The sequence below is a fragment of the Sphingomonas sp. M6A6_1c genome (assembly GCF_053345135.1).
On record NZ_JBKEZO010000001.1, the window covers coordinates 612,725 to 635,729 of the forward strand.

Consider the following 23,005-nt stretch of genomic DNA (forward strand, 5'->3'; position numbering starts at 1 on the left):
GCTAGCCCCGGTCCGCGCTCCCGATCAGCGCCAGCATCGTCGGGGCAAGGCCCTCGCCGCGGGCTTCAAGGCGGATCGGGCCGCCCTTCGGCCCCGCCTGGATCAGCGCCATCGCCAAGCCGTTGAACGCCGATCGCGTCGTTGCGTGATCGGGTTCCAGACTGCGCGGATCGCCGTTGCCGACGCCGAGCAGCACGGCATCGCCGGTCAGCGCGAAGGCGATACGGTTGCTGGCGGTCGGCACCTCGCGACGCTCGGCATCGAGGATGGCGGCGCGGACCACCGCGACCTCCCCCGGCGCGAGCTGCCGCCGGTCGCTCGACAGGCCGATCCGCGCTGGCGCACCGGTCGTCTGCCGCTCGGCGGTCAGGATGCGCCGACCGCCGCGAAAGCCGTGCGCGGTGATCCGACCCGGCTCGTAGGGCACCTGCCACGCGAGATGCGTGTTACGCGCCACCGTCTGCCGTCCGAGGCTGCGGCCGTTGACGAACAATTCGACCGCCTCGCAATTGCTGTGCACCCAGACCGCGACCGCCTGCCCCTCGCGGCCCGGCCAGTTCCAGTGCGGGAAGAGGTGCAGCACCGGCTCCGATCCCCACCATGCCCGGTAATAATGATAATTGTCCTTGGGGAGGCCGCACAGGTCCATCTGGCCGAAATGCGAGACATTCTCCGGCCAGCGTTCGAACGGCGTCGGCTCGCCGCGATAGTCGAATCCGGTCCAGACGAAGCCGCCGGCGAGGAACGGCCGCGCGTCGTAGAAGGACCACCATGTTTCGGCGGTGGTCGCCCAGACGGGAAAGTCCCGGTCGTAGGCGGGAACCAGCCCTTCCTTGTCGTTGCGGGCATATTCGCCGCGGGTCATCACCGTGCTGCCCGTCTCGGTGCCGATCATCGGCACGGTCGGATGCTTGGCGTGGAAGCCGTCGATCTCGGTCAGATAATAATTGCAGCCCATCACGTCGAGCACGCGCGATGCGCCCTGCCCCAGCCTGCCGTTGAACGCCTCGGTGACGGGGCGGGTGCCGTCGAGCGCGTAGACGCGGCGCTTCATCGTCTCGGCGATGCGGGCGCCGTTTTCGGTGCCGCGGTGGATCTCCTCGTTGCCGATGCTCCAGATGAAGACGCTGGGGTGGTTGCGCCCCTGCCGCACGACGCGATCGAGTTGCGACAGGCCCTCGGCATTGCTCGACATCTGCCGCGTCTCGCTCATCACGAGGATGCCGAGCCGGTCGCAGGCGTCGAGCACCGCGGGCGGGGGCGCGTGGTGCGTCGAGCGATAGGCATTGGACCCCATCGCCTTAAGCTGTTCGAGCCGCCAGACGTGCAGGCTGTCGGGCACCGCGAAGCCGACGCCGGCATGATCCTGATGGTTGCAGGTGCCCTTGATCTTCACCGGACGGTCGTTGAGGAAGAAACCGCGATCGGGATCGAAGCGGATCGTGCGGATGCCGAAGTGCGTCTCGTCACGGTCGACCGCGGCGTCGTCGATCAGGATTTCGCTGGTCAGCGTGTGGAGTTGCGGCGTCTCCAGCGACCAGAGCGCGGGATCGGCGAGCAGCGTCTGCTGCTCGGCGATCGTCTCGCCCCAGGCGGGCAGCGCGAGGGGGTCGGAGGTCAGCCGCGCGAGCACGCGCCCGTCCGGCCCGGCGATCGTCGAGCGCAGTCGCACGGTCGTGGCGGGGCCGTCGTTCGCGATCTCGGTGGCGATCGCGACCTGTGCGCCCGCCGCGGCGATCGTGGTGCGGACGGTCGCGCCCCATTGCCGGACGTGGACCGGCGCGGTCTTGACCAGCCGCGCGTGGCGGTAGAGGCCGGCGCCTTCATAGGACCAGGCTTCGCCGAGGCTGACGTCGCAGCGGACGAGCAGCACATTGTCCTCGCCCGGCTTGGCGAAGTCGGTGACGTCGATCTCGAAGGGCGTATAGCCGCTCTCGTTCGATCCGACGATGAAGCCGTTGAGGATGACGAGGCAGTCGCGCGATACGCCGTCGAACTGGAGCAGCAGGCGGCGCCCGGCGTCGTCCGGGGTCAGCTTGATGATGCGGCGGTACCAGCCGACGCTGGTCGCCGGCCACATCCGGCCGAGCGGCTTGAAGCCCTGATAGGCGCCGGTCTTGTCCTCGTCGCTGCCGGGCGCGCCGAACTTCTCGAACGGCAGGTCGACCGCCCAATCGTGCGGCAGCGACACGGTCGCCCAATCCCTGGCGTCGAACTTGGCCTCGGCGGCGGGCGTGCCGGCGTCGCCGGATTTGGCATAGGTGTCGTGGCTGCGGCCGAAGCCGAAGTCCTTGGCGGGATCGCTGGCGTGGCCGAGATGGAAGCGCCAGTCGGCGTCGAGCGGCTCGACGATGCGCGGGCTCGACGTGGGCGCCGCCGCGGCGGCGGGAGGTGCGACGGGTAGCAGCGCCGCGACGGCGGAGGCGCCGCCGGTCTTCAGGAGCGCGCGGCGGTGCGGGTGGCTCAAGAGGCATCCTTCCAAGGTGGTTAGGAGGCCATTCCAACATGCCGCCTTTACGCCGTCAAATATATTATACGATACCAGCTTCCTTAACTTCGCGCTTACGACGGCCCCTTCGATGGGAGCTGGGGCAATGTTCTGCCACGATTACAGCGGCTTGCCGACATGCCCTTTGTCGGGTCCGCAATGCCTGTCAGACGTCAGTGCCGTGGGTGGATTTGTATCAGGGCGTCCACGCAGGGCCCGTCCAGGAACATCGATATTTCTTTGATCAAGCCGTTGTATTTGCCTGCTTTAGATGAAGATCATGGGAGCCTGCGCGAACATTTTACGGGGCGGGTCCGACGGGTGGCGACACCGGCGCGCGCGGCGCCCGAGATTGCAAAATCGGCCGCATTAACCCAATGGTAGCCTCCTCGTGCCAGGGATGGCCGAGGGGTAACCCTACAATAGGAGATTAGCGTGATTCGTAAGTACCTCACCGCCGTTGCCGCCACGGCCCTCGTCGCTGCACCGGTCGCTGCGGCACCGGCCAACCCCGCTGCGAGCCTGTCGGTCGCCAAGTCGGTGCGCACCGGTTCGACCTCGGCCAAGAAGAACGAGCTCGCCGGTGGCGGCGTGATCATCGCCGTGCTGGCGGTCGCCGCCGTGGCAGCCGGCATCGTCGCCGTCGCTTCGGACGACGGCAAGGCCGACAGCAACTAAGATCCGCTGTCCGCGGTCGTCGCTTTCGCGCACGGCTGCCGGTCACGGCAGCGCCACGGGCGCTCGCAAAGGGGGCTACGGCCCCCTTTGTTGTGACTGCGGCCGCGACGCGTCCTCACGCTGGTCGGTCAGGCGCGCCGGGCCGCGGCCCCATCGCGCCATCAGCGTGCGGACCAGCCCGCCGCGACGAAAATAGGCATCGTGCCATTCGGCGGCGCGCCGCCGTTGCAGGCGCCGGTCGTAGCGGAGTGCGAGATAGAGGCTGGCGATCACCACCGCGATCGCGGCGAGGATCAGGGCATCGCTTGCGGAAAGATGTTCCCAATACATTCTCAAGCGCCCCATCGGGCGCCCTGCCGGCCCGGGAGTTGACGAGCCCGCCGGCAGGGCGTGGTACAGACATGCCGGTCGGGACGCTTGCGAGCAACCGCAATCGCCATAGCGACTTACGGCGGAATCCCGTTCCGAAACAGGTCAACTCGCGCCACGCGGCTTCGCTCCGCCCCGCGCAAGGCCGCCGTTCGCCGCGATCGCGGCCGGCGGCGGGCGTCAGGCGCGCTTCGTCGCCGGCACCACCGGCGCGGCGGCGGAGGTGTCGGGGACGGGCAGGTCCTTGACCCGACGGGCGCGGATGGCGCCGGTGGGACCGGCCATGTTGACGTACAGCCCGTTTGGCTCGGTATCCTCGACCACCATCGCCTTGGCGCCGATCTCGCAGCCTTCGCCGATCGTTACGCCGGGGTTGATCGTGACGTCGGTCATCACCCAGCTGCCCGCCTTGATCGTGATCGGCGAATCGATCGTCTCCGGCGACGAGCGCCGCCTGGGGTCACCGGTGTGATGATGCGTGCTGGTGGTGAAAGTGACGCCCGACGACACCCGCGCCCCCGCCTCGAAGATCAACGGCGCGGCGCCGTCGTAGCGGGCGAAGCAATTGAGCATCGCATCCGGCCCCATCACGATATCGGCACTGTCGAGCCAGCATGAATGACGGATGGTGGCGGTCGGGTGAATCCGGGCGCCCGCGAAGTTGAGCAGGCGCCGCCGCAAGGCGTCGGAAATGAATACGGAGCCCTGGATGCGCAGGATCAGGGCGCGCAGCTTCGTTCTTCGCCAACGAACCTGGGTCATCTTATGTCTCCCGGCACACTACGGTCGTCGTCACTTGCGACGGAACTCGGGCACGAATGCTGTCCTAACGCGACGGGCTCATTTTGTCATTAGTCAAATGCCCCGTCCGATCGGGATCGGACCTTTCTGGTACCCGAGCGATGATCTGGCGCGTCGCTCCACGCCCACGGAGGGATGCGAAACGCGGCGTTAACCTTCTCCCGGTATAGGCAGGAGCGGTCCGAAAGACCATGAAAGGGATTACCGGACTGACCCGCCCGCCCAGTATCTGGTGGGCTGGTCAGTCTACCCCCCTTCTCCGGCGCTACACCGCCCGATCGCCGATGCGCGGTCATGCCGATCGCGCGCCTGCCGGGCGACGGGACCGGTTCGGGGTGACGAAACCGATCGGGCACCGGCGCGAGCCTCGCTGCGTCCGTCATACCCTGGCGCTTTCGGCGACGCGGCGTGCCGCGGGGGCGCTGCGTTCGTAATAATGGAGCGCGGGGGCCTCGTAGGTGATCAGATAGAGGCGGCCGCGGATGATCGCGCCGAACGCCTCGCCGCGGCGGTGCAGTGATTCGTTCGAACGGATATAGCTGTAGGTGAAATGCACGCCGTTATTGCCGGCGAAGCGCGCCGGCTCGACGCGCTCGATCGTCATCGCCGCGATGCCGAGCGCGACGCGATAGCTGTTCTCCAGCAAGGTCGGGATGTCGGTGATCAGCATCGCCGCCGCCACGCGCGGCAGTGGCCGGGCCTTGCGATCGACCTCGCGGAACAGCGTCTTGCCGTCGGCGATGCCGCCATAGAAGGTCAGCGCGTCGAGCGGCGCGCCGTCGATCGTCCAGCGTTCGGCATAACGGCCGGGGCGCGCGGCGAGCCGGTTCCATTCGGCGTCGGGCTGGACGGTCAGCGTCGATCCGGCGACGGCGACGCGCTGCCCCGCGGGGATCAGCGTGTTGCCGGCGTGAACCGGCACCGCCAGACCAAGCGCGACGGCGGCGAGCGCGATGGAGGTGGAGCGGCGCAACGTCATCGGCAAGCCTCATAAAGCGATCAGGGTGGAGATCAGCGGCGCATCGCCCGCGTCGGGCTTGCGGCGGAGATAGTCGCGCAGCGCCGCCTTGCCGGGCTCGGCCTGGTTGCCGCGCAGCAGCGCGAGGCCGAGACCGCGATACGCCTCGGGCGGCGCATCGCCGTAGCCGATCGCGTCGCGATAGAAGCCGGCGGCGCTCACCAGATCACGGGGATGGCCGCGTTCGCGATAGAGTTCGCCGCGCGCGAAGAGCAGCGGCGTCGTCCAACCGTCCGCCGCCAGTTGCGCGAGCAGATATTCGCTGCCGCCGAAATCGTTGAGCTTGATCTGGTCGACGAGCAGGCGCGGCAGCCACGGCGCCAGCGCCGCGCGATATCGCGCCGCCTCGTCCGCGCCGTGGACGCCGATCTGCGCCGCGGCGGCCCGCAGATAGGTGGCGCGGGTAAGCTCGGTCGGATGCGTCGCGAAGAAGCCGGCGGTATAACGCTGGTCGGGCTTGCGATAGCGGCCGATCGCGGACGCGTCGGTCTCCGCCATGACCCGCACCCAGATGTCCGCCGCCGCCGATGCCGGATAGGGCGACGCCGCGAGATAGCGCAGGCCGAGCAGGTCCGCCGCCTTCTCCTGCGCGCGATCGAACCGGTAGAAGCCGCCGACCGTCGCCACCTGCAACGCGAAGCCGCCGCCGAGGATCGATGCCCAGGCGAGCAGGTCGTTGCCGCTGCGCCGATGGCGAAAGTCCGCGACGGAATGACGCAGCTCGAAATGGCCGAATTCGTGGCCGAGCATCGCCCCCAGTTCGGCCTCGCTGCGCAGCCGCAGCAGCGCACCCGACCATAATGTCATCATCCCGTTGGCATAAGTGGTCGCGTTGAACGCCGGGATGCGCACGATGTAGAGCCGGATCGCGTCGCAGCGATCGGCGCCGACGGTGCGACACAGGACGCCGCGGACGAAGGTGTTGAGCGCGGGATCGCGGATCACGTCCGGCGCATCGCGCAGCCGCCGCTCCTCGTCGTCGGCGAGCATCCAGGCGCCGCGCTCGTCGATGTCGCTCGGCTGATAGGCCGCGACATAAGGCGGCAACTCCCATGTCGGGTCGAACGCGGCGCGCACCGGCGTCGTGGCGGACATCGCGACGACGAGCGCGGCGGCGATCGGGCGGCGCATCTCAGGGCACCGCCGCGGCCGTCACCGGCGCGGCGGGCCTGCCTGGAAAGCCCGCGAGCAACTGCCGGACGCGCTTCGCCGCGCCCGCGGCGTCGCGGACGTCGCCGCCCATCTGCCAATCGGCGTTGAGCCATACCAGATCGCCGGTGCGCAGATCGACCAGCCCGGCGAACCCGCGATGGACCCCGGCGGTGACCGGCACCCGCGCAAGCGCGGCGACGACCTGCAACACCTTGCGTGCTGTCGAGCCGAAATGATCCTCGGTCGACACGAACAGCGCATAATCGGCGCCGGCGAGACCGGGCAGCTTCGCGACGTCGGGCCCCAGGCTCCAGTCGAACTGGCCCTTGCGCTTCTTGGTCGGCAGCCGGTTGCCGGCGAAGAACTGATATTCGATCACCGAGGCCGCCACCGTGTCGAACAGCGCCTGATATTCGGCGAGCGTCGCGGCGTCGGCGCCGCCGCCGACGGGATCGGCATAATCGGTCACCGCGTTGCCGAGCTGCCGCTCCGCCGCGCGCAGCGCCGAGCCGAGTAGGTCGCGGGCCTGCGCGGTCCAATCGGCATTGGGTTCGAACATTCCGGCAGTTGATTGCGCACCGACCAGGATCGATGGCCGCAGCAGCACGATATGCGCCGACCCCGGCGCCAGCGTGAAACCCGGTTTGATGCCGGACTTCTCCTGCGCCGACGCGGGCGACGCTCCGAACAGAAGACAGCCCGCCAGAATGATCCGCACAATCCGCAAGTTACCGCCCCCGGTCATCGAACCCCCGTCCTACTCGGAGACTTATCGTATCACGACGACCGTATTTTTGAAACTGCTATGGTCGATCGATGTTTTGCTTTATTCTCCTAGATAATAGGTAATTCGTTGTGTATTTCAGCAATGTATTGACTGGATTGCATTTTCCCCGACGTTGCGCGACCGATTGTCGGATCGGCACCAAATCGGCGTACGGGCGTTACGATCGCGCAATGGTTTCCCGCCACCTGAAAGTCGCCAGCTACAATATCCACAAGGGCGTCGGTCTCGACCGTCGCCGCAACCCGGAACGGGTGCTGGAGGTGCTGCGTGAAATCGACGCCGACGTCATCGCCTTGCAGGAGGCGGACCGACGCTTCGGCACGCGCGAATCGGTGCTGCCGTCGCATCTGCTCGACGAGCACAGCGACTGGAAGCCGGTCGAATTCGGCATGCGCGCGCTGTCGATGGGCTGGCACGGCAACGTCATCCTCGTTCGCAAATCGGCACGGGTGGTCGAGCGCGCGCCGATCCATCTGCCCTCGCTCGAACCGCGCGGCGCGGTGATGGCGGATATCGAGACGCATGCCGGGATGCTGCGCGTCGTCGGCATGCATCTCGATCTGTCGGGCCTGTGGCGGAGGCGGCAGGCGGCGGCGATCATGGCGCATGTCGAGACGGCGACGCTGCGCCACCCGACCGTGCTGATGGGCGACCTCAACGAATGGACCGCCGCGGCGGGCTGCCTGCGCGACTTCAGCCGCGACTATCGCATGGCGGCGACCGGGCCGAGCTTCCACGCGCGCCGGCCGGTGGGGCGGCTCGACCGGATCATGGTGTCGCAGGAGCTGACGGTCGCCGAATGTGGCGTCCATGCCAGCGCCGCGGCGCGCAAGACCTCGGATCACCTGCCGATCTGGGCGACGCTGGCGCCAGCCTGATGCGCGAGAAGGAGCTGCGCATCGCATTGGTCTGCTACGGCGGGATCAGCCTCGCGGTCTATATGCACGGCATCACCAAGGAGGTGTGGCATCTGGTTCGCGCCAGCCGCGCCTTCCATGCCGGTGACGCGCCGTCGGGCGGCAGCGAGACGGTCTATGCCGCGTTGATCGAGGAGATCGAGGCGCTCGCGGATATCCGGCTGCGCGTGCTCGCCGACATCATCGCCGGCGCCTCGGCGGGCGGGATCAACGGCATCTTCCTCGCGCAGGCGATCGCCTCGGGCCAGAGTCTCGAACCGCTCACCGACCTGTGGCTGACCTCCGCCGACGTCGAGGCGCTGATCGATCCCGATGCCGCGCCCGCGGGCCGCTTCTCCAAACTCTGGGCGCTGCCGCTCGCCTGGGTCGCGGCAGGGCGCAGCAAGGACAAGGTCGAGGCGCTCGACGCCGCGACGCAAGACGAGGTGCGCACCAAGCTGTCGCATTTCGTGCGCTCGCGCTGGTTCGAGCCGCCGTTCGGTGGCGCCACCTTTACCGGGTTGCTGCTCGACGCGTTCGCGGCGATGGCGCGGTCGGCGGCGGGGCCGCGGCTGCTGCCCGACGGCCAGCCGCTCGACCTGTTCGTCACCTGCACCGATTTCACCGGCCATCCCGAACGGCTGCGACTCAACTCGCCGCCCGAGGTGATGGAGACCGAGCATCGCGTCGTGCTCGGCTTCTCCGATCATGCCAGCGGCGGCGAGATCGGGGCGATGCCCGACCTCGCCTTCGCGGCACGCGCGACGTCGAGCTTCCCCGGCGCGTTTCCGCCGTTCACCGTCGGCGAACTCGACGAGGTGCTGGCGGCGCGCGGGATCGACTGGCCGGGACGCGCCGCCTTCCTCAAGCGCGCGTTGCCGCGCCAATTCGCCGCCAACCAGGTCGACAAAGCGGTGCTGATCGACGGATCGGTGCTCGCCAACGCGCCGTTCCGCCCGGCGATCGACGCGCTCAAGGAACGCCCGGCACGGCGCGAGGTCGACCGCCGCTTCGTCTACATCGACCCCTCGCCGGGCATCAAGATCCGGCTCGGCTCGGGCGGCGAGAAGCCCGGTTTCTTCCAGACGATCCTCGGCGCCCTGAGCGACCTGCCGCGCCAGCAGCCGATCCGCGACAATCTGGATGCGCTCGCCGAACGCTCCGGGCGGATCGACCGGATGCGCGGCATCGTCACCGCGCTGCGCCCCGCGGTCGAGGAGGAGATCGAGCAGCTCTTCGGCCACACCTTGTTCCTAAACCGGCCGACGCCGGCGCGGCTGGTCGCGTGGCGGCGGCGCGCGCAGACCGCGGCGGCGACGCGCGCCGGCTACAGCTACGCCGCTTACGGCCATCTCAAGCTCAGCGGCGTGGTCGAGACGATCACCGGGCTGCTCTATCAGGTCGGCGGCGAGCCCGGGCAGCAACGCTGGCGCCGCATCCGCGCGAGCATCGAGGCGGCGATCGCCGAGCGCGGCTTCGGCGGGGTGGCGCCGAGCTTCTCGGGCAAGGAGAGCGCGGCGACGATCGATTTCCTGCGCACCTTCGACCTCGGCTTCCGCATCCGCCGGCTGCGGCTGATGGCGCGGCGGCTGGAGGAGATCGAGGGCCAGCACGACGGTGCCGCGGGCGAGGCGAACGCGATGCGCGAGGCGATCTACGCCTCGCTCGCCGCCTATCTCGACCGCCAGCGCGCCGACCAGCATCCCGAACTCGGCCATCACGTCCGCCGCCTTCGCAGCGGCGATGCCGCGCCGCTGCTCGACGCGCTCGGCGTCGCGCTGGACCTTGCGACGCTCGACGGCGATACCGACGGGCGGCTGGCGCACGCCTTCGCCACGCTCGACCGGCCGACGCGGCGGGCGTTGCTGCTCGCCTATCTCGGCTTCCCCTATTTCGACACCGCGACTTTGCCGCTGCTGCAGGGCGAGGGACTCGACGAATTCGACCCGATCAAGGTCGACCGCATCGCCCCCGACGACGCCACCGCGATCCGGGCGGGCGGCGCCGAGGCGACGTTGAAGGGCATCCAGTTCAACAGCTTCGGCGCGTTCTTCAGCCGCGCCTATCGCGAGAACGACTATCTGTGGGGCCGGCTGCACGGCGCCGAGCGGATGATCGACATCTGCGTCTCGACCTTGCCCGCGCAGGTGCGGATGAAGCCCGGCCGCGTCGCCGCGATCAAACGCGCCGCCTTCCGCGCGATCCTCGACGAGGAAGAACCGCGGCTGACCGCGATCCCCGCGCTGATCGCGAGCCTGCGGGTGGAGGTGGGGTGACGCACCAAGTTCCTCCCCCGCAAGGGGAAGGTGGCAGCGCGGAGCACTGACGGAGGAGGAGAAAAGGGTGGAGGTCCGTCATCCATCTCCCGCCCCATCCTCGCCCTCCACCACCACGCTGACGGGTGGCGGTCCCCATCCCCCTTGCGGGGGAGGACTGGCCCCTCTGGCCATCGGCGCGCGCCCCGGCTACCTTCGGCGCTCCTCAGGAGTGTTGCATGCAGTTCCTCAAGATCCTGTTCTGGTTTCTGCTCGCGTTCGTCGCGGCGCTGTTCACCTATGGCAATTGGACCGGGGTCCAGATCAACCTGTGGAGCGGGCTGATCGCCGACGTGAACCTGCCGCTGCTGCTGCTCGTCACCTTCCTGCTCGGCTTCCTGCCGACCTATCTGTATCTCGGCACGGTGCGGTGGCGGCTGCGCCAGCGGCTCGCGGCGTGCGAACGGCTGCTGGTCGACCAGCGCGCGACGACGGTGATGCCCGCCGTGCCGGTCGCCCCCGCGCCGGTCGCGCCCGAGCCGGTCGCGCCCATCGAGCCGACGACCGACGGACGCCCGGCATGAGCCCGATCTACGTCGCCATCGACACCCCCGATCTCGCCCGCGCCAAGGCGATCGCCACCCGCACCCGCGCGCATATCGGCGGCATCAAGCTCGGCCTCGAATTCTTCTGCGCGCACGGCCAGCCCGGCGTGCGCGAGATGGCGGACCTCGGCCTGCCGATCTTCCTCGACCTGAAGTTGCACGACATCCCCAACACCGTCGCCAAGGCGGTGCAGGCGCTCAGCCCGATCGAGCCCGCGATCCTGACCGTCCACGCCAGCGGCGGCCGCGCGATGCTGGAGGACGCCAAGGCGGCGGCGCCGCTCAACACCAAGGTCGTCGCGGTGACGATGCTGACCAGCCTCGATGCGAGCGACCTCGCCGCCACCGGCATCGGCGGCAGCGCGCACGACCAGGTCCTGCGCCTCACCCAATTGGCGCATGAGGCGGGGATCGACGGCATCGTCTGCTCGGGCGCCGAAGTCGCCGCGGCGCGGAAGGCCTGGCCCAAGGGCTTCTTCGTCGTCCCCGGCGTCCGCCCCGCGGACGGTCCGACCGGCGACCAGAAGCGCGTCGTCACCCCCCGCGCCGCGCTCGACGCGGGCGCATCGATCCTCGTCATCGGCCGCCCGATCACCCAAGCGGAGGACCCCGACGCCGCCGCGCGCGCGATCGGCGCGACGCTGTAGGACCCGATCAACCCTCACCCTTCCCACCGCCTACGGCGGCGGGCCCCTTCCCTCTCCCGCCGGGAGAGGGAAAAGCCGCCGAAGGCGGCGAAGGGTGAGGATGACAGTGCCGGTGAATGCGATCGGCCTGTAGCTGCCGCCGAACCCTTGCACTTACCCCGCCGAACGCCGACACGCGCAATCATGCCCGTCCTCACCAAGATCTGCGGTCTCTCCACGCCCGAGACGCTCGACGCCTCGCTGCGCCATGGCGCCGGCCATGTCGGCTTCGTCTTCTTCCCGCCGTCGCCGCGTCACCTCGATTTCGCTCGGGCGGCGCAGCTCGCCGCGCGCGTGCCGTCGCATGTCCGCCGCGTCGGCGTGTTCGTCGATCCCGACGATGCGCTGATCGAACAGGCGGTCGCCAGCGGCACGGTCGACGCGGTGCAGCTCCACAAGACCGCCGCACCCCGTGTCGCCGCGATCCGCGCCCGCAGCGGCCTCGAAAGCTGGGCGGCGGTGGCGGTGAAGACCCGCGCCGATCTCGACGCCGCGCGCGGCTTCGTCGGGGCCGCCGACCGTATCCTCTACGACGCCAAGACTCCCGACGACGCCAAGCTGCCCGGCGGCATGGGGCTGCGCTTCGACTGGTCGCTGCTCGACGGCTTCCGCCACCCGTTGCCCTGGGCGCTGTCGGGCGGGCTCGATCCCGCCAATGTCGGCGAGGCGATCGCGCGGACCGGCGCGGAATTGGTCGACGTTTCCTCGGGGGTCGAATCCGCGCCGGGGGTCAAGGATATGGACAAGATCGGCGCCTTCCTTAAAGCGACGCAGTCATGAACGCCCCCAACACCTATCGCGCGCAGCCCGACGAGCGCGGCCACTTCGGCCAGTTCGGCGGCCGCTTTGTCGCCGAGACGCTTATGCCTTTGGTCCTCGACCTCGACCGCGAATATCGCGCCGCCAAGGCCGACCCGGCCTTCGCCGCGCAGTTCGACGATCTCATGGAACATTATGTCGGCCGCCCCAGCCCGCTCTATCACGCCGAACGGCTGAGCGATGCGGTGCGCGAGGGCGCCGGTGACGGCATGGGCGCGCAGATCTGGTTCAAGCGCGACGAGCTGAATCATACCGGCGCGCACAAGATCAACAATTGCATCGGCCAGATCCTACTCGCGATCCGCATGGGCAAGACGCGGATCATCGCCGAGACCGGCGCGGGGCAGCACGGCGTCGCCACCGCCGCGGTCTGCGCGCGCTTCGGCCTGCCCTGCGTCATCTACATGGGCGCCAAGGACGTCGCGCGACAGCAGCCCAACGTCTTCCGCATGAAGCTGCTCGGCGCCGAGGTCCGCCCCGTGACGAGCGGCGCGGCGACGCTGTCCGACGCGATGAACGAGGGGCTGCGCGACTGGGTCGCGAACGTCCACGACACGTTCTACATCATCGGCACCGCCGCCGGCCCACACCCCTATCCCGAGATGGTCCGCGACTTCCAGAGCATCATCGGCCGCGAGGCGCGCGAACAGATGCTCGCGCGGACCGGCCGCCTGCCCGATCTGCTCTGCGCGGCGATCGGCGGCGGATCGAACGCCATCGGCCTGTTCCATCCGTTCCTGGACGATCCGCAGGTGGGCATGCTCGGCGTCGAGGCGGCGGGCCATGGGCTGGAGGGTAGCGAACATGCCGCGAGCCTCGCCGGCGGCTTCCCCGGCGTGCTCCACGGCAACAAGACCTATCTGTTGCAGGACGAGGACGGCCAGATCGCCGAGGGTCATTCGATCTCTGCCGGCCTGGATTATCCCGGCATCGGCCCCGAACACGCCTGGCTGCGCGACATCGGCCGCGTCGAATATACCAGCGCGACCGACAAGGACGCGCTCGACGCCTTCCAGTTGCTCTGCCGTACCGAGGGGATCATCCCCGCGCTCGAGCCGGCGCATGCGATCGCCGCGGTGGCGGTGCGTGCGCGGACGATGCGTGACGACCAGATCATCCTCGCCAACCTCTGCGGTCGCGGCGACAAGGACATCTTCACCGTCGCCGAGGCGCTGGGGGTGGCGATATGAGCCCGCGGCTCGCCAATGCCTTCGCCAAGGGTCGCCCGGCGCTGGTGACCTTCGTCACCGCCGGCGATCCGACGCCGGACGCGACGGGTGCGATCCTCGACGCGCTCGTCGCGGGCGGCGCCGACGTGATCGAGCTCGGCATGCCGTTCACCGATCCGATGGCGGACGGCCCGGCGATCCAGGCGGCGAACCTGCGCAGCCTTGCCGCCGGTACGCGCACCGCCGACATCCTCGCGATCGCCACCGCCTTCCGGGAACGGCATGCGGACGTGCCGCTGGTGCTGATGGGCTATGCCAATCCGATGCTGCGCCGCGGCCCCGACTGGTTCGCCGAGGCGGCATCGGCGGCGGGTGTCGACGGCGTGATCTGCGTCGACATCCCGCCCGAGGAGGACGATGCGCTGGGGCCGGAGTTGCGCGCGCGCGGCATCGATCCGATCCGCCTCGCCACGCCGACCACCGATGCCGCGCGCCTGCCGCGCGTGCTCGATGGCGCGAGCGGTTTCCTCTATTACGTCTCGGTCGCCGGCATCACCGGGCTGCAGCAGGCGGCGCAGGGGTCGATCGACCAGGCGGTCGCGCGGCTCAAGGCGACCACCGACCTGCCCGTCGCGGTCGGATTCGGCGTCCGCACTCCCGAACAGGCCGCGGCGATCGGCGCGGTCGCCGACGGCGTCGTCGTCGGTTCGGCGATCGTCGAGCTGGTCGGCACGCACGGCGCCGCCGCGCCCGATGCGGTCCGCGCCTATGTTCAATCCCTCAGCGAGGCGGTGGCCTCGTCGCGAAAGGTCGTCCGATGAGCTGGATCACCAACGTCCGCAACGCCTTGCCCTTCGTCGCCAAACGCGAATCGTCCGACGAGAACCTGTGGCACAAGTGCAAGGGCTGCGGGCAGATGATCTTCACCAAGGAGCTGGAGGAAAATCTCTACGTCTGCCCGAAATGCGATCATCACGAACGTATCGGTCCCAAGATCCGCTTCGCGCAGATCCTCGACGAGGGGAGCTGCGCCGAGCTGCCGGTGCCCAGGGTGCCCGAGGACCCGCTCAAGTTCCGCGATTCGAAGCGCTATAGCGACCGGCTCAAGGCGGCGCGTACCTCGGCGCAGGAACAGGATGCGCTGATCAACGCGCGCGGCACGATCCTCGGCCATCGCGTGGTGATGGGCGTGCAGGATTTCGCCTTCATGGGCGGATCGATGGGGCTCGCGGTCGGCGAGGCGTTCGTCCGCGGCGTCGAGGAAGCGATCCGCGAGAAAGCGCCTTATGTGATCTTCACCGCCGCGGGTGGCGCGCGCATGCAGGAGGGCATCCTCAGCCTGATGCAGATGCCGCGCAGCACCGTGGCGATCCAGATGCTGCACGACGCCGGCCTGCCCTATGTCGTCGTGCTGACCGATCCGACCACCGGCGGCGTCACCGCGAGCTATGCGATGCTCGGGGACGTGCAGATTTCCGAACCCAATGCGCTGATCGGCTTCGCCGGCCAGCGGGTGATCGAGAGCACGATCCGCGAGAAGCTGCCCGAGGGCTTCCAGCGTGCCGAATATCTGCTCGACCACGGGATGCTCGACATGGTCGTCCATCGCAAGGAGTTGCGCGAGCGGCTGGCGACGGTGATCGGCTATCTGTCGGTAGCGCAGGCCGCGTAACCGGCGGAGGGCGTTCCATCCCACCCGCGCCGTCACCCCGGACGTGATCCGGGGTCCCGCTTTACGCTGGCTGGATAGCGGGCCCCGGATCAGGTCCGGGGTGACGAAGGGATAGGCGAGCGGACACCCGGACCCCAGCACATGCCAGACCACGCCACCTCCACCGATCCCGCCGTCCAGCAGCAGCTCGACCGGCTGTGGGCGCTGTCCCCCGGCGCCGATATCCTCGGCCTCGACCGCATCACCACGCTGCTCGCGCGGCTCGGCGATCCCCATCTGGCGCTGCCGCCGGTGTTCCATGTCGCCGGCACAAACGGCAAGGGCTCGACCTGCGCCTTCCTCCGGGCGGGGCTCGAGGCGGCGGGGCATGACGTCCACGTCTTCTCCAGCCCGCATCTCGTCCGCTTCAACGAGCGTATCCGCATCGCCGGGCGACTGATCGACGACGCCGCGCTCGCTGCGCTTCTATCCGAGGTGCTCGACGCTGCCGGCGATGGGGCCGACGGCATCGGCGCGAGCTTCTTCGAGGTCACCACCGCCGCCGCCTTCCTCGCCTTTGCACGGACCCCCGCCGCCGCTGCGATCGTCGAGGTCGGGCTCGGCGGCCGGCTCGATGCGACCAACGTCATTCCCCGTCCCGCGGTCACCGGGATCGCCGCGCTCGGCATGGACCACGAAGCGTTCCTCGGGACCCGCATCGTCGACATCGCCGGCGAGAAGGCGGGGATCGCCAAGCCCGGCGTGCCGCTGGTGACGATGAACTATCCCGCCCCCTGTCGCGCCCGGATCGCCGCGCTGGCCGAGAATGCCGGCGCACCGGTGATCGCGCGCAACGCAGACTGGTGGAGCGAGACCGCGCGACAGACGATGCGCTATCGCGACCGCGGCTTCGCGGTGGTCACGCACCGGCCGCGGCTGGTCGGGCCGCACCAGTCGCGCAACCTCGCGCTCGCCATCGCGATGCTGCGCCATCAGGGCGATGTCGCGATCCCCGAAGCCGCGATGCGCGCCGCCGCCGATTGGGCGCAATGGCCCGCGCGGATGCAGCGACTCGGCGGCGGGCCGCTGCACGATCGATTGCCGGCGGGCGGCGAATTGTGGCTCGACGGCGCGCACAACCCCTCCGCGGCGCAGCCGGTGGCGCGGGCGTTGCGGACGATCGCGGGCGGGCGGCCGGTGGTGCTGGTGCTCGGCATGCTCGCCAACAAGGATGCGCGCGGGGTGCTGCGCCTGCTCGCGCCCGCGGTGTCGCGCATCGTCGCAGTGCCGGTCCCCGGCCATGCCTGTCACGCCCCCGCGATGCTCACGGCGCTGGCCGCCGAGCTCGGCGTCGCCGGGGGAGTCGCCGACGATTTGCCGCAAGCGCTCGATCTGACAGCGAATATCGACGCGCCGGTCGTGCTGATCGCCGGTTCGCTCTATCTCGCCGGTGAAGCGCTCCGCCTTAACGACGAGTACCCAAACTGACGCGCTGATTGCGATTGACTTGCAATAGCGGATTGAGGAGTGTTCGGGACGACCACAGGAGTTGCCCCGATGTCCGACCTGACCACCACGATCGCAGCCCTGCCTTATGCGCTCCCCGCCTGCCCCAATGCGCGAATCGCCCTGTTCGCGCTGCGCCGGATGGGGGCGCAGGGGTTGCACGACGCGCGCGCCAGCCACGCGTTGTTCACCGCCTTCGGGCAGGACTTCCGGCGGCCATTGGTGCTGATGCGCGCGCTGATGGCGGACCTCGCCGGCACCGCGGCGGGGACGATCGCGATCGCGCCGTGCTGCTGCGCGCGGATGACCGCGGCGGAGCGGACGATGCTCACCATCCTCGCCCGCGTCGAGACCGCGCCCGACACCGCACGGCTGCTGCTCGGCGACCTGCTCGGCGTGCGCCGCGTCGATGCGGTGCTGGCGAGCGTCGCCGCGGTCGCGACCGCCTTCGCCGACGACGGCCGCCCGATCTGCGTCTAGGCTTCGGGCGTGTCGCGCACGTCGCCCTCGCCCGCCACGCCGGCGCTGCCGATCGACCGGTCGACCAGGCCCGACCGGCACATCCACCAGAAGAGCAGCACGCCCGGCAGCGCCGCGACGGTCGTTCCCCAATAGAAAGCGACATAGCCGAAACCGTCGACCAGCCGCCCGGTCGTCGTCGCGGTCAGCACGCGGCCGACGATGCTCGCCGCCGCCGAGATCAGCGCATATTGCGCGGCGGTGAAGCGCAGATCGCACAGTGCCGAGAAATAGGCGACGACGGTCACGCCGCCGATGCCGCTGGCCAGATTCTCGAACGCCATCGCACCGGCCAGCCCGAGATTGCTGTGCCCTGCCCCGGCGAGCAGCGCGAAGGCGGCGTTGGAGACCATCATCAGCACGAGGCTGAGCATCACCGAGCGCTTGAGCCCCATGCGCGCGTAGAGCACGCCGCCGACCGCGATGCCGATCCAGAACGCCCAGAAGCCGATGAGGACGTCATACAGCGCGATCTCGTCGTTGCTGAAGTGGAGGTCGTCGAGCAACAGCCGCAGCGCCTGCTGCCCCAGGGTGTCGCCGATCTTGTGGAGCAGGATGAAGGCGAGGATGACGAAAGCGCCGTGGCGGCGGAAGAATTCGAGGAACGGGCTGACGATCGATGCGGCGATGTCGCGCGCGCCGTGCCGCTTGATCGGCTCGCGGCGGCGGTGCGGCTCGCCGCGGACCAACGCGACGATCATCGCGGGAAAGGCGAACAGCACGCAGGCGAGATAGGCGACATGCCAATTGGAGCGGGCCGCGATCACCAGCGCCAGCGCGCCGGCGAGCACCGAACCGATCCGCCAGCCATATTGCGTCATCCCCGAGCCGATGCCCATCTGCTCGGGCTCCAGCGTCTCGATGCGATAGGCGTCGATGACGATGTCGTAGGTCGCGCCGGCGAAGCCGACCAGCACCGTCGCGACGATCGTCGCCTGCAGACTGGCGGCGGGATCGACGAAGGCGAGATTGGCGACCGCGAGGATCACCAGCACGCCCGACAGCAACACCCAAGACACCCGCTGCCCCAGCCGGCCGATCAGCGGCAGCCGCACGCCATCGACCATCCACGCCCATAACGGCTTGAGATTGTAGACGAGGAAGCCGAGCGTGAAGGCCGTGATCGTGCTCTTGTCGAGCCCGTCCTGCTTCAGCCGCGTGGTCAGCGTGGCGCCGATCATCGTGAAGGCGAGCCCCGAGGATATGCCCATGAAGAACACCGCGATCGGCCCGCGCTCGGCATAAGGCGCCAGCGGCGCGAGCCGCGTCCGCAACGCCGCGGAGCGCCGCATCGCTACGATCAGCACCAGCACGATTGCGACGACGATCAGGAAATACAGGTTATTGCCGGTCATCGGCGCGACACTAACGGCAATTTCGCGTGCGCCTAGCGGCTTTGCGGGCAGGCGCCTTCGATCGCCATCACGCGTGCGGCGATCCGCACAAGCGGCAGAAATGGTTCACGCGGAGGCGCGGAGGCGCGGAGGTGATCCGCTCGCCGCATGCGCGGCCCGTTTCAAAAAGGATGAGAGAGAGCCACGCTGACCCAAACGAAACCCCTCCGCGCCTACGCGCCTCCGCGCGAACCAAATCTTTCTTTCGTTCGCACGCGTCACCAAGACCCGGATGTCGCCCTCGCCTAGCCCGCCGGCGCCTCGAACAACTGGAACCCCGACGGCAGCCGCTTGGTCTTGCGTCCGGCGCGCTTGGCTTCGATCGCCTCGATCGCGCCGATCAGGTCGCGCTGCTGGTATGGCTTGGCGAGGCAGCCGGCGGCGAGCGGCATGGCTTCGGCCGGGAAATTGCCGGTGACGAACAGGACGGGCACGCCGCCCTCGCCCGCGGCGCGCGCGACGTCGAGACCCGAGCCGTCGGCGAGGTGGACGTCGACCAGCACCAGATCGATCTCCGCGTCCGAGCGCAGCACGCGCAAAGCCTCGGCGACGCGATCCACAGTCGCGACGATCTCGTAGCTCGCATCGGTGAGGAGATGCTCGACGTCGAAGGCGATCAGCGGTTCGTCCTCGACGACCAGCAGGCGCACGATCTGGCGCTTCTTCCTCCCGAACAGCATCGATACGCTCCGCCCGGCGTCAGGGTGATTGTTACGCCTCCGCGACATAACGCACGCACGCGGCTTCGGACGCAAATATTTTCGCAGCCGGGACGAATGCACGTTATGGGCGCAGCATGGCCCAAACCCCCGAACCCCGCACCGGCGACCGGATCGCGAAACTGCTCGCCCGCGCCGGCGTCGCGAGCCGCCGCGAAATCGAACGGATGATCGCCGACGGGCGCGTCGCGCTCGACGGCAAGGTGCTCGATACGCCCGCGACGGTGTTGCGCTCGCTCGCTGGCGTCACCGTCGACGGCGAACCCGTCGCGCAGCCCGAACCGACGCGCCTTTTCCTCTATCACAAGCCGACCGGGCTGCTCGTCACCGAGAACGATCCCAAGGGACGGCCGACGATCTACGACAAATTGCCCGACGACCTGCCGCGGCTGGTGCCGGTCGGCCGGCTCGATCTCAATACCGAAGGATTGCTGCTCCTCACCACCGACGGCGGCTTCAAGCGGCAGCTCGAACTGCCCTCGACCGGGGTCGAGCGCAGCTACCGCGCCCGCGCTTATGGCAACGTCACGCAGCAGCAGCTCGAGGAGCTTGCCGAGGGCGTCGAGATCGACGGCATCCGCTATGGCCCGATCGACGCCAATATCGAGCGGCGCACCGGCGCCAACGTCTGGATCGAGGTGACGATCACCGAGGGCAAGAACCGCGAGGTGCGGCGCGTGCTCGAACATCTCGAATTGCAGGTCAGCCGGCTGATCCGCACCCGCTACGGCCCGTTCATCCTCGGGGATTTGCCGGTCGGCGGGGTCGGCGAGGTCAAGCAGCACGAAGTCGTCGCCTTCCGCCGCACGCTCAAGGGCGGCGCGCCCGACGAGCCGATGATCGAGGCGCCGCGCGACGGCTTCCGTACCGCGCCGACCGCGAACCGGCCCGCACGCGCCCGGCCGCGCGCCGTCGAGGCGCCGGCACCGCGCGAGGCGCAGGAACGCCCGGCCTCGGCGCGAACGCCCGCTACCGGCGAAGGCCGTCGCGCGCCGCGCCGCAGCGATGCGGCACCGGCCGGCGTCGCGCCGCGTCCCGCCCGCCCCGGTGCGACGCCGGCGTCGTCGGCAGGCGGCCTTCAGGACGCCCGCCGCGGTGCACCCCGCGCCGACCGTGGCGGCGACCGCACCGGTCCGCAGGACGGCCGCCGCTTCGCGCCGCGTGCCGACCGTGGCGACGAGCGCGACGCCCCCCGTCAGGACGGCCGCCGCTTCGCGCCACGCGCCGATCGCGGCGACGAGCCCGGCCGCGGCCGGTTCGGCGATGCCCGCCGCGCGGCCCGTATCGCGGACGCCAAGCCCGCCGGCGCACGTCCGCCACGCTCGAGCACCCGCCCGCCGCGCGACGACGAGCGCCCCGCGAAGGTCCCGACCGGCGGCTCGGCGATCAAGCCGTGGGAGAAAGGCGACGACCGCAGCGCGGGCCGCGCCCGGTCCAATGACGGGCAACGCTCGGGCGGCACCGGCGGTCGTCCTGCACGCACGGGTGCCCGCCCGCCACGCGGCGATTCGCCCCGCAGCGGTGGTCCCGCCGGCGGTCGCGGCTCGCCGCGGCCCAAGCCGTCCGGCGGCACGCCGCGTGGCGCGCCGAAGGGTGGCCGTCGATGAGGGTGATCGCCGGCCAATGGCGTGGCCGCCCGCTCGTCGCGCCCAAGGGCGACGCCACCCGCCCCACCGCCGACCGGACGCGCGAGGCGCTGTTCTCGATGCTGACCAGCCGGCTGGGGAGTTTCGAGGGGCTGGCCGTCGCCGACCTGTTCGCCGGCTCGGGCGCGCTCGGGATCGAGGCGCTGTCGCGCGGTGCGGCCTCGTGCCTGTTCGTCGAGCAGGACGGCGCGGCGCTCGACGCGCTCAAGGGCAATCTCGCCAAGCTCGGCACCCGCGCCGATGTGCGCGCCGGATCGGTGATGGGACTCGGCCCGGCACCTGCGGCGCTCGACCTCATCATGATGGACCCGCCTTATGGCACCGGCGCCGGCCTCGTCGCGCTCGACAAGCTCGCGCGGCTCGGCTGGGTGTCGCCGGCGACGTGGATCAGTATCGAGACCGCCAAGGCGGATGAGATCGCCCCGCCCGGCTTCACCGTCGATGCGAGCCGCGTCCACGGCAAGGCACGGCTGACGCTGTTGCGGCAGGCGTAACGGGGTTACGCCGCGCTGCGCCCGCGCAGCAACGCCAGCCCGCCGAGGCTCAGCAGCCCCGCGCCGACCAGATACAGGCCGATCCACCCCAGGCCGCGATGCGCCAGCGCCTCCGCCGCGATCGGCGCGACCGCGCCGCCGAGGATGCCGCCGAGGTTGAAGGTCATCGACACGCCGGTATAGCGCACGCCCGCCGGGAACAGGCTCGGCAGCCATCCGCCGAGCGGCCCATAAGCGAAGCCCATCACGAACAAGGCGAAGGCGAGCCAGAGGAAAACGACGAACAGCGAGCCCGCGCCGAGCATCGGTCCCATCGCGAGCCCCGCGACCATGCAGCCGATGAAGCCGATCACCAGCATCCGCCGCGCGCCCGTGCGATCGGCGGTGACGCTGGCGACGATCACCCCGGCGGCGAGGAACAGGATCGCGACCAGTTCGACCGCCAGCATCGCCTCGCGCCCATACCCCAGCGTCTTGGTCCCGTAGCCAAGCGTGAAGGCGGTCGCGAGATAGAAGAGCGCGAAACAGGCGATCACCCCGCCCGTCCCAGCGAGCACCGCGCGGCCATGTTCGAGCATCAGCGTGGCGATCGGCACCTTGGGCAGCGCTTCGGCCTGCTCCGCCTCGACGAAGGCGGGCGTTTCGGTGAGCTTCAGTCGCACCCACAGGCCGAGTACGACCAGCACCGCGCTGACCAGGAACGGCAGCCGCCACCCCCACGCCCGGAACTGCGCCTCGTCGAGCGCCAGGCCGAGGATCAGGAACAGTCCGTTCGCCATCAGGAAGCCGACGGGCGCACCGAGCGGCGGAAACATGCCCCAGGTGTTGCGCCGGTGCGGCGGCGCATTCTCGACCGCGAGCAGCGCCGCCCCGCCCCATTCGCCGCCGAGCCCGAACCCCTGCCCCAGCCGCAACAGGCATAGCAACAACGGCGCGATCCAGCCGACCTGATCGTAGGTCGGCAGGAAGGCGATCGCGACGGTCGACCCGCCCATCAGCATCAGGCTGGCAACGAGCGTCGACTTGCGCCCGACGCGATCGCCGAAATGGCCGAAGACGATCGCACCCACCGGCCGCGCGATGAAGGCGAGGCCGAAGCTGGCGAAGCTCAGCATCTGCTGCGCAGTCTTGCTTTCCGCGGGGAAGAACAATTCGCCGAACACCAACGCCGCGGCGGTCGCGTAGATGTAGAAATCGTAGAATTCGACCGCGGTGCCGACCAGGCTGGCGGTCAGGATGCGACGGGCGGAGGCGGGCGCGGGCGGCGTGGCGGACAACGAAGTCATGCCGCCACTCTAATCGCGAAAAAAACGTCGCGGGCAACAGTTGTGAAATCCGTTCGCAACAATCCAG

The 23,005-nt window shown here is 69.6% G+C and carries 22 protein-coding genes; 13 read left to right on the top strand and 9 right to left on the bottom strand.

The window, feature by feature from the left end; translation table 11 throughout:
* Position 1: 1 nt before the first annotated feature.
* Positions 2-2,467, bottom strand: a complete 2,466-nt coding sequence (galA, locus tag ACLBWH_RS02760; RefSeq protein ID WP_447796584.1) for a beta-galactosidase GalA — start codon at positions 2,465-2,467, stop codon at positions 2-4.
* Between the two features lie 456 nt (positions 2,468-2,923).
* Between galA and ACLBWH_RS02765 the strand changes: the two genes are divergently transcribed.
* On the top strand, positions 2,924-3,166 hold the full coding sequence (locus ACLBWH_RS02765) for a hypothetical protein (RefSeq protein WP_179508589.1): 243 nt from the start codon (positions 2,924-2,926) through the stop codon (positions 3,164-3,166).
* Between the two features lie 75 nt (positions 3,167-3,241).
* On the opposite strand, the gene ACLBWH_RS02770 is transcribed toward ACLBWH_RS02765, so the two are convergent.
* From ACLBWH_RS02770 to ACLBWH_RS02790, 5 genes are all read right to left on the bottom strand, one after another.
* A complete protein-coding gene (locus ACLBWH_RS02770) occupies positions 3,242-3,511 on the bottom strand; it encodes a hypothetical protein (RefSeq protein WP_447796586.1) in 270 nt (89 codons plus the stop codon).
* A 204-nt stretch (positions 3,512-3,715) separates the two neighbouring features.
* The gene (locus tag ACLBWH_RS02775; protein WP_447796588.1) at positions 3,716-4,297 is read right to left on the bottom strand and encodes an acyltransferase; all 582 of its coding nucleotides are present in this window, start codon (positions 4,295-4,297) and stop codon (positions 3,716-3,718) included.
* 418 nt (positions 4,298-4,715) lie between these two features.
* Positions 4,716-5,315: a hypothetical protein gene (locus ACLBWH_RS02780; RefSeq protein ID WP_447796590.1), complete on the bottom strand. Its 600-nt coding sequence runs from the start codon at positions 5,313-5,315 to the stop codon at positions 4,716-4,718.
* 9 nt (positions 5,316-5,324) lie between these two features.
* Positions 5,325-6,485, bottom strand: a complete 1,161-nt coding sequence (locus ACLBWH_RS02785) for a M48 family metalloprotease (RefSeq protein WP_447796592.1) — start codon at positions 6,483-6,485, stop codon at positions 5,325-5,327.
* Position 6,486: 1 nt separating this feature from the next.
* Positions 6,487-7,233: a hypothetical protein gene (locus tag ACLBWH_RS02790; RefSeq protein ID WP_447796704.1), complete on the bottom strand. Its 747-nt coding sequence runs from the start codon at positions 7,231-7,233 to the stop codon at positions 6,487-6,489.
* 230 nt (positions 7,234-7,463) lie between these two features.
* Here ACLBWH_RS02790 and ACLBWH_RS02795 point away from each other — a divergent pair, with 230 nt between their 5' ends.
* The 10 genes from ACLBWH_RS02795 (at position 7,464) to ACLBWH_RS02840 (ending at position 17,360) form a co-directional block, all read left to right on the top strand.
* Entirely contained in the window at positions 7,464-8,171 is a 708-nt protein-coding gene (locus ACLBWH_RS02795) for an endonuclease/exonuclease/phosphatase family protein (RefSeq protein ID WP_447796593.1), read from the top strand.
* Positions 8,171-10,465, top strand: a complete 2,295-nt coding sequence (locus ACLBWH_RS02800) for a patatin-like protein (protein ID WP_447796595.1) — start codon at positions 8,171-8,173, stop codon at positions 10,463-10,465. The genes ACLBWH_RS02795 and ACLBWH_RS02800 overlap by 1 nt, the downstream gene beginning before the upstream one ends.
* Positions 10,466-10,683: 218 nt before the next feature.
* Complete coding sequence (locus tag ACLBWH_RS02805) at positions 10,684-11,028, top strand: lipopolysaccharide assembly protein LapA domain-containing protein (RefSeq protein ID WP_322849405.1); 345 nt, start codon at positions 10,684-10,686, stop codon at positions 11,026-11,028.
* Positions 11,025-11,696 (top strand): orotidine-5'-phosphate decarboxylase, encoded by a 672-nt coding sequence (pyrF, locus tag ACLBWH_RS02810; RefSeq protein ID WP_322849406.1) that lies wholly within the window; start codon positions 11,025-11,027, stop codon positions 11,694-11,696. Before ACLBWH_RS02805 ends, pyrF begins: the two co-directional genes overlap by 4 nt.
* A gap of 183 nt (positions 11,697-11,879) precedes the next feature.
* Positions 11,880-12,515 (top strand): phosphoribosylanthranilate isomerase, encoded by a 636-nt coding sequence (locus ACLBWH_RS02815; protein WP_322849407.1) that lies wholly within the window; start codon positions 11,880-11,882, stop codon positions 12,513-12,515.
* The gene (trpB, locus tag ACLBWH_RS02820; RefSeq protein ID WP_322849408.1) at positions 12,512-13,744 is read left to right on the top strand and encodes a tryptophan synthase subunit beta; all 1,233 of its coding nucleotides are present in this window, start codon (positions 12,512-12,514) and stop codon (positions 13,742-13,744) included. Before ACLBWH_RS02815 ends, trpB begins: the two co-directional genes overlap by 4 nt.
* Positions 13,741-14,544 (top strand): tryptophan synthase subunit alpha, encoded by an 804-nt coding sequence (gene trpA / locus ACLBWH_RS02825; protein ID WP_447796599.1) that lies wholly within the window; start codon positions 13,741-13,743, stop codon positions 14,542-14,544. The genes trpB and trpA overlap by 4 nt, the downstream gene beginning before the upstream one ends.
* Complete coding sequence (accD, locus tag ACLBWH_RS02830; RefSeq protein ID WP_447796601.1) at positions 14,541-15,395, top strand: acetyl-CoA carboxylase, carboxyltransferase subunit beta; 855 nt, start codon at positions 14,541-14,543, stop codon at positions 15,393-15,395. The genes trpA and accD overlap by 4 nt, the downstream gene beginning before the upstream one ends.
* 141 nt (positions 15,396-15,536) lie before the next feature.
* Positions 15,537-16,862: a bifunctional folylpolyglutamate synthase/dihydrofolate synthase gene (locus ACLBWH_RS02835; RefSeq protein WP_447796603.1), complete on the top strand. Its 1,326-nt coding sequence runs from the start codon at positions 15,537-15,539 to the stop codon at positions 16,860-16,862.
* A gap of 69 nt (positions 16,863-16,931) precedes the next feature.
* Entirely contained in the window at positions 16,932-17,360 is a 429-nt protein-coding gene (locus tag ACLBWH_RS02840) for a DUF6628 family protein (RefSeq protein ID WP_322849412.1), read from the top strand.
* Here the strand turns inward: ACLBWH_RS02840 and ACLBWH_RS02845 are convergent.
* Together ACLBWH_RS02845 and ACLBWH_RS02850 are read right to left on the bottom strand one after the other, a co-directional pair.
* A complete protein-coding gene (locus tag ACLBWH_RS02845) occupies positions 17,357-18,691 on the bottom strand; it encodes an AmpG family muropeptide MFS transporter (RefSeq protein ID WP_447796706.1) in 1,335 nt (444 codons plus the stop codon). The two genes, ACLBWH_RS02840 and ACLBWH_RS02845, sit on opposite strands and share 4 nt — an antisense overlap.
* Positions 18,692-19,038: 347 nt before the next feature.
* Positions 19,039-19,473: a response regulator gene (locus ACLBWH_RS02850; RefSeq protein ID WP_322849413.1), complete on the bottom strand. Its 435-nt coding sequence runs from the start codon at positions 19,471-19,473 to the stop codon at positions 19,039-19,041.
* Positions 19,474-19,589: 116 nt separating this feature from the next.
* On the opposite strand from ACLBWH_RS02850, the gene ACLBWH_RS02855 reads away from it, so the two are divergent.
* Together ACLBWH_RS02855 and rsmD are read left to right on the top strand one after the other, a co-directional pair.
* Positions 19,590-21,119 (top strand): pseudouridine synthase, encoded by a 1,530-nt coding sequence (locus tag ACLBWH_RS02855; protein WP_447796604.1) that lies wholly within the window; start codon positions 19,590-19,592, stop codon positions 21,117-21,119.
* Complete coding sequence (gene rsmD / locus ACLBWH_RS02860; protein WP_447796606.1) at positions 21,116-21,652, top strand: 16S rRNA (guanine(966)-N(2))-methyltransferase RsmD; 537 nt, start codon at positions 21,116-21,118, stop codon at positions 21,650-21,652. Before ACLBWH_RS02855 ends, rsmD begins: the two co-directional genes overlap by 4 nt.
* Positions 21,653-21,657: 5 nt before the next feature.
* Here the strand turns inward: rsmD and ACLBWH_RS02865 are convergent, their stop codons facing one another.
* Positions 21,658-22,938, bottom strand: a complete 1,281-nt coding sequence (locus ACLBWH_RS02865; protein WP_447796607.1) for an MFS transporter — start codon at positions 22,936-22,938, stop codon at positions 21,658-21,660.
* Positions 22,939-23,005: the final 67 nt, after the last annotated feature.

Excerpts from the sequence above, each read along its gene's own strand:
- ACLBWH_RS02770 (WP_447796586.1), bottom strand. The coding sequence starts at position 3,511 with ATGGGGCGCTTGAGAATGTATTGGGAACATCTTTCCGCAAGCGATGCC.
- ACLBWH_RS02775 (WP_447796588.1), bottom strand. The coding sequence starts at position 4,297 with ATGACCCAGGTTCGTTGGCGAAGAACGAAGCTGCGCGCCCTGATCCTG.
- ACLBWH_RS02780 (WP_447796590.1), bottom strand. The coding sequence starts at position 5,315 with ATGACGTTGCGCCGCTCCACCTCCATCGCGCTCGCCGCCGTCGCGCTT.
- ACLBWH_RS02785 (WP_447796592.1), bottom strand. The coding sequence starts at position 6,485 with ATGCGCCGCCCGATCGCCGCCGCGCTCGTCGTCGCGATGTCCGCCACG.
- ACLBWH_RS02795 (WP_447796593.1), top strand. The coding sequence starts at position 7,464 with ATGGTTTCCCGCCACCTGAAAGTCGCCAGCTACAATATCCACAAGGGC.
- ACLBWH_RS02800 (WP_447796595.1), top strand. The coding sequence starts at position 8,171 with ATGCGCGAGAAGGAGCTGCGCATCGCATTGGTCTGCTACGGCGGGATC.
- ACLBWH_RS02805 (WP_322849405.1), top strand. The coding sequence starts at position 10,684 with ATGCAGTTCCTCAAGATCCTGTTCTGGTTTCTGCTCGCGTTCGTCGCG.
- pyrF (WP_322849406.1), top strand. The coding sequence starts at position 11,025 with ATGAGCCCGATCTACGTCGCCATCGACACCCCCGATCTCGCCCGCGCC.
- ACLBWH_RS02815 (WP_322849407.1), top strand. The coding sequence starts at position 11,880 with ATGCCCGTCCTCACCAAGATCTGCGGTCTCTCCACGCCCGAGACGCTC.
- trpB (WP_322849408.1), top strand. The coding sequence starts at position 12,512 with ATGAACGCCCCCAACACCTATCGCGCGCAGCCCGACGAGCGCGGCCAC.
- trpA (WP_447796599.1), top strand. The coding sequence starts at position 13,741 with ATGAGCCCGCGGCTCGCCAATGCCTTCGCCAAGGGTCGCCCGGCGCTG.
- accD (WP_447796601.1), top strand. The coding sequence starts at position 14,541 with ATGAGCTGGATCACCAACGTCCGCAACGCCTTGCCCTTCGTCGCCAAA.
- ACLBWH_RS02835 (WP_447796603.1), top strand. The coding sequence starts at position 15,537 with ATGCCAGACCACGCCACCTCCACCGATCCCGCCGTCCAGCAGCAGCTC.
- ACLBWH_RS02840 (WP_322849412.1), top strand. The coding sequence starts at position 16,932 with ATGTCCGACCTGACCACCACGATCGCAGCCCTGCCTTATGCGCTCCCC.
- ACLBWH_RS02845 (WP_447796706.1), bottom strand. The coding sequence starts at position 18,691 with ATGCGGCGCTCCGCGGCGTTGCGGACGCGGCTCGCGCCGCTGGCGCCT.
- ACLBWH_RS02850 (WP_322849413.1), bottom strand. The coding sequence starts at position 19,473 with ATGCTGTTCGGGAGGAAGAAGCGCCAGATCGTGCGCCTGCTGGTCGTC.
- ACLBWH_RS02855 (WP_447796604.1), top strand. The coding sequence starts at position 19,590 with ATGGCCCAAACCCCCGAACCCCGCACCGGCGACCGGATCGCGAAACTG.
- rsmD (WP_447796606.1), top strand. The coding sequence starts at position 21,116 with ATGAGGGTGATCGCCGGCCAATGGCGTGGCCGCCCGCTCGTCGCGCCC.
- ACLBWH_RS02865 (WP_447796607.1), bottom strand. The coding sequence starts at position 22,938 with ATGACTTCGTTGTCCGCCACGCCGCCCGCGCCCGCCTCCGCCCGTCGC.